This window comes from Stenotrophomonas maltophilia group sp. Smal12, from assembly GCF_037079935.1.
Classification (GTDB): domain Bacteria; phylum Pseudomonadota; class Gammaproteobacteria; order Xanthomonadales; family Xanthomonadaceae; genus Stenotrophomonas; species Stenotrophomonas sepilia.
On the sequence record NZ_JBAWUK010000003.1, the window covers coordinates 1 to 3,943 of the forward strand.

A 3,943-nucleotide genomic window follows, 5' to 3' on the forward strand; every position below is an offset into this window, starting at 1 on the left:
TGTGTTTGTGGGCGTCGGCTTGGTGGGTGGGGGGTGGGTTGGTTGTGGGTGCGGGGACCCCCCCCCCCACCCCCCCCCCCCCCCCCCCCAAACCCATGTTTTGCTGTGTTTTGGGTTTTAGTTTGTGTTTTTTGGGGGGGTGGCCGGGCGCCACCCCCGCCCGGAAACCCTCCGCCCTCAGCAGGCCTCAGCCACCGCAGTGCGGCTACGCCCCAGCCATGCCAGCAGCAGGCCCGACGCGGCCAGCAGGCCACCGGCCACCGGAATGGCGGCGTAGCCCAGGCCCAAGCTGATCACCGCACCACCCAGCGCCGCACCCACCGCATTGCCCAGGTTGAATGCACCCACGTTGATCGACGACGCCAGGCCCGGCGCCTCGCTGGCCACCTGCATCACCCGGATCTGCAGCGGCGGCACGAGGGCGAAGGTCGCCGCACCGAACAGCAGTACACCCAGCGCCGCGGTGGCGTGGCTCATGAAGGCCAGCGGCAGCACGAACATCAGCACCGCCAGGGCAGCCAGCAGGATACGGGTGGCGCCATCGAGCGACCAGTCAGCCATGCGTCCACCGATGCCGTTGCCGAGGGTGAAGCCGATGCCGATCAGGGCCAGCGACACCGCGATGAAGGCATTGGAGGCGCCGGTCAACTCGGTCAGCACCGGTGCGACGTAGGTGTACAGCGTGAACATCGCACCCGCACCAAGCACGGTGGTGGCCATGGCCAGCAGCACCTGCGGCTGCAGGATCGCCTTCAGCTCGCGGCGCACGTCCGGGCGCGGTCCCGGCGCGGACGCCGGCAGCGCAAAACCCAACGCAGTGATCGCGATCAGGCCCAACGCCGCAGTACCGGCGAAGGACAGGCGCCAGCCCAGCTGCTGGCCGACCCAGGTCGCCAGCGGCACGCCACCGATGTTGGCAATGGTCAGGCCCATGAACATGGTGGCGACGGCCGCCGCCTGCTTGTCCTTCGGCACCAGGCTGGCGGCGACCACCGCACCGATGCCGAAGAAGGCACCGTGGTTGAGGCTGGTGACCAGGCGCGACAGCAGCAGCAGTCCGTAATTGGGGGCCAGCGCGGACAGCAGGTTGCCGACCACGAAGATCGACATCAGCAGCATCAGCGCGGTGCGCTTGCCGAAACGCCCCATCAGCAGGGTCATCACCGGCGCGCCCAGCATCACGCCCACGGCGTAGGCGGTGATCAGCATGCCGGCGGTGGGGATCGACACCCCCACGCCGTCGGCGATCACCGGCAGCAGGCCCATCGGGGCAAACTCGGTGGTTCCGATGGCGAAGGCGCCAACGGCAAGCGCCAGCAAGGCGGCTCTGGAATTCATGGGGGTTTCCTGGGGGGCGGGAATCGGGAGTGCGTAGCCTGCGCGCTTTGCTGCGCCGGATTAAGCCTCGCCCCGGGAAAACACTGTTGATCCTGGTTCACAAGTGGAGGCCGGAGCGCAGCCACAAGTGCAAAAAACCGCGGTTCCGGTGTAGAGCCGAGCCCATGCTCGGCTGCTTCCTGCCGGTCAGCCGAGCACGGGCTCGGCTCTACAAGGCAGAACGAAGAGCCCCCGGCGTTGGCCGGGGGTTCGGGGTCATGCGCTTACCAGTTGCCGGCGCCCGGCACGTTGTGCTCGCGGGCGCGGCGGCGCATCAGCAGGTTCAGCCACTCCACCAGCACCGAGAAGCCCATCGCGGCGTAGATGTAGGGCTTGGGCACGTGCACGTCCAGGCCGTCCAGGATCAGCACCGCGCCGATCATCAGGATGAAGGCGAGCGCCAGCATCTTCACGGTCGGGTTGGCATCGATGAAGCGGCCCAGCGGGTTGGCGGCCAGCAGCATCACCATCACCGACAGCAGGATCGCGGCGACCATCACCGGAATGTGGTCGGCGATGCCGACGGCGGTGATCACCGAGTCCAGCGAAAACACGATGTCGATCACCGCGATCTGCGCGATCACGTAGCCGAACACGGCCGAGGCCTTGGTGGTGCTGGGATCTTCATCCTCGCCACCGCTGATCAGTTCCTTGATCTCCATGCAGCCCTTGATGATCAGGAACAGGCCGCCAACGATCAGCACCAGGTCGCGGATGGAGATGCCCATGCCGGCCACGGTGAACAGGTTTGCCGCCATGTGCGCCAGGTAGGCCAGCGATACCAGCAGGCCGATGCGGGTAATGCAGGCCACCGCGATGCCGAGCTTGCGGGCGAACGGGCGGCGCTCTTCCGGCAGCTTGCTGACAGCAATGGAAATGAACACCAGGTTGTCGATGCCGAGCACGATTTCCAGCGCGCTGAGCGTGAACAGGGTCACCCAGGCATTGGGGTCGGCGAGGAACTCAAAGGACATGGAAACTCTTCAAGGCAGTGGGGGAATGGGGTTTCAGCCGTAGTTGCCGGCCAGCGCGTGCGGAACCACGACCAGCGCCCAGCACAGCAACACGTTCATCATCAGCACGAACACCGCCGCCGAGCCCATGTCCTTGGCGCGGCCGGCCAGCTCGTGAATCTCACTGCCGTAGCGTTCGATCACCGCTTCGATGGCCGAGTTGGCCAGCTCCATCGCCAGCACCAGCAGCATCGAGCCGATCAGCAGCGCGCGTTCGACCGGCGTCTGGCCCAGCCAGATCGCAATCGGCGTCAGCAGGATCAGCAGGTAGACCTCAAGCCGGAACGAGGACTCGTACAGCCAGGCAGCGCGCAGGCCCTGCCAGGACCAGCGGGCGGCCTGGAAGATACGGCGCGGGCCGCGCGGCAGGTGGCCGAACTGATCAGCCACGGGTGGAATATCCAGCAACGGGGACGCGGCGCAGCGACCGCTCAGACGCACGGCAGGGAATCATGGGTGCACAGGAATAGGCAGATGGCGGCCATTTTGCCACAAGGCCGCCAACCGCAGCCCGCGCCCGCCCACTGAACGGCCTGCCAGGGGCAAGCAACGGCCCGGGCATGCTCCTATGATGGATGCCCCCCTTGCCTGCTGGAGCGCCTGATGTCCCGTCGCCGTACCTGCCTGCTGATGCTGGGCCTGCTGACTGCCGCACCGCTGGCCCAGGCGCTGAGCCCAGCCAAGTCGCCCCGGGTGCCCGAACAGGTCTCCAACGTGGCCTGGGCCGGCGACATGGCCCGCTTCGCCGGCGCCGACCAGTCCAACCCGCCGCCGCGCGGTGGCATCGAGTTCATCGGCAGCTCCTCGATCCGCTTCTGGGAGAGCCTGGCCACCGACTTCCCTGGCCAGCCAGTGTTCAACCGCGGCTTCGGCGGCTCTGAAGTGCGCGACAGCACCTGGTACGCCGACCGCATCGTGGTGCCCTACGCGCCCTGCAAGGTGTTCTTCTATGCGGGCGACAACGACCTCAACAGTGGCCGCAGCCCAGTGCAGGTGCGCGACGACGTGGTTGCCTTCGTGCAGCGCGTGCATCGCGACCTGCCGAAGACCAGGGTGGAGTACCTGTCGATCAAGCCGAGCCCGTCGCGCGCGCACCTGCTGCCGGCGATCAACGAGGCCAACACGCTGATCAAGGCCGCGCTGGCCAAGCTGCCCAATACCGGCTTCACCGACATCTACACGCCGATGCTCGGCGCCGATGGTCAGCCGGACGCGACGCTGTTCCGCGAGGACATGCTGCACATGACCCCGGCCGGCTATGCGATCTGGACCAGGGCGCTGGCGCCGAAGGTCAACTGCAACTGAGCAACCCCATCCACGCATGGCGTGGATCTACTGCGGATCGCGGGAAACTGTCGAAGGCGGGGGGGGGGGGGGGGGGGGGGGGCGGGGGGGGGGGGGGGGGCGGGGGGGGGGGGGCGCGGCGGGGGGGGGGGGGGGGGGGGGGGCCCCCCCCCCCCCCCCCCCGCCCGCCCGCCCGCCCGCGTTGTTTTTTTTTTTTTTTTGGGGGGGGCGGGGGGGGGGGCCGCAACAAACAAAAAAACTCTAATAAC

At 67.7% G+C, this 3,943-nt stretch carries 4 protein-coding genes; 1 reads left to right on the forward strand and 3 read right to left on the reverse strand.

Annotated elements, in window-relative coordinates; genetic code table 11:
* Positions 1-177: 177 nt before the first annotated feature.
* The 3 genes from WDC87_RS02065 to WDC87_RS02075 form a co-directional block, all read right to left on the reverse strand.
* Positions 178-1,338: an MFS transporter gene (locus tag WDC87_RS02065; protein WP_252745286.1), complete on the reverse strand. Its 1,161-nt coding sequence runs from the start codon at positions 1,336-1,338 to the stop codon at positions 178-180.
* Between the two features lie 263 nt (positions 1,339-1,601).
* Positions 1,602-2,351 carry a TerC family protein gene (locus tag WDC87_RS02070; RefSeq protein ID WP_005415336.1) on the reverse strand — a complete coding sequence of 250 codons (750 nt, stop codon included), beginning with the start codon at positions 2,349-2,351 and terminating at the stop codon, positions 1,602-1,604.
* A 33-nt stretch (positions 2,352-2,384) separates the two neighbouring features.
* A complete protein-coding gene (locus tag WDC87_RS02075) occupies positions 2,385-2,780 on the reverse strand; it encodes a diacylglycerol kinase (protein WP_088497865.1) in 396 nt (131 codons plus the stop codon).
* 213 nt (positions 2,781-2,993) lie between these two features.
* On the opposite strand from WDC87_RS02075, the gene WDC87_RS02080 reads away from it, so the two are divergent.
* Entirely contained in the window at positions 2,994-3,695 is a 702-nt protein-coding gene (locus tag WDC87_RS02080) for an SGNH/GDSL hydrolase family protein (RefSeq protein WP_252745287.1), read from the forward strand.
* The last annotated feature ends 248 nt before the right edge of the window (positions 3,696-3,943 follow it).

What these genes read in the sequence shown, in the direction of transcription:
- WDC87_RS02065 (WP_252745286.1), bottom strand. Translation starts at nt 1,338, where the DNA reads ATGAATTCCAGAGCCGCCTTGCTGGCGCTTGCCGTTGGCGCCTTCGCC.
- WDC87_RS02070 (WP_005415336.1), bottom strand. Translation starts at nt 2,351, where the DNA reads ATGTCCTTTGAGTTCCTCGCCGACCCCAATGCCTGGGTGACCCTGTTC.
- WDC87_RS02080 (WP_252745287.1), top strand. Translation starts at nt 2,994, where the DNA reads ATGTCCCGTCGCCGTACCTGCCTGCTGATGCTGGGCCTGCTGACTGCC.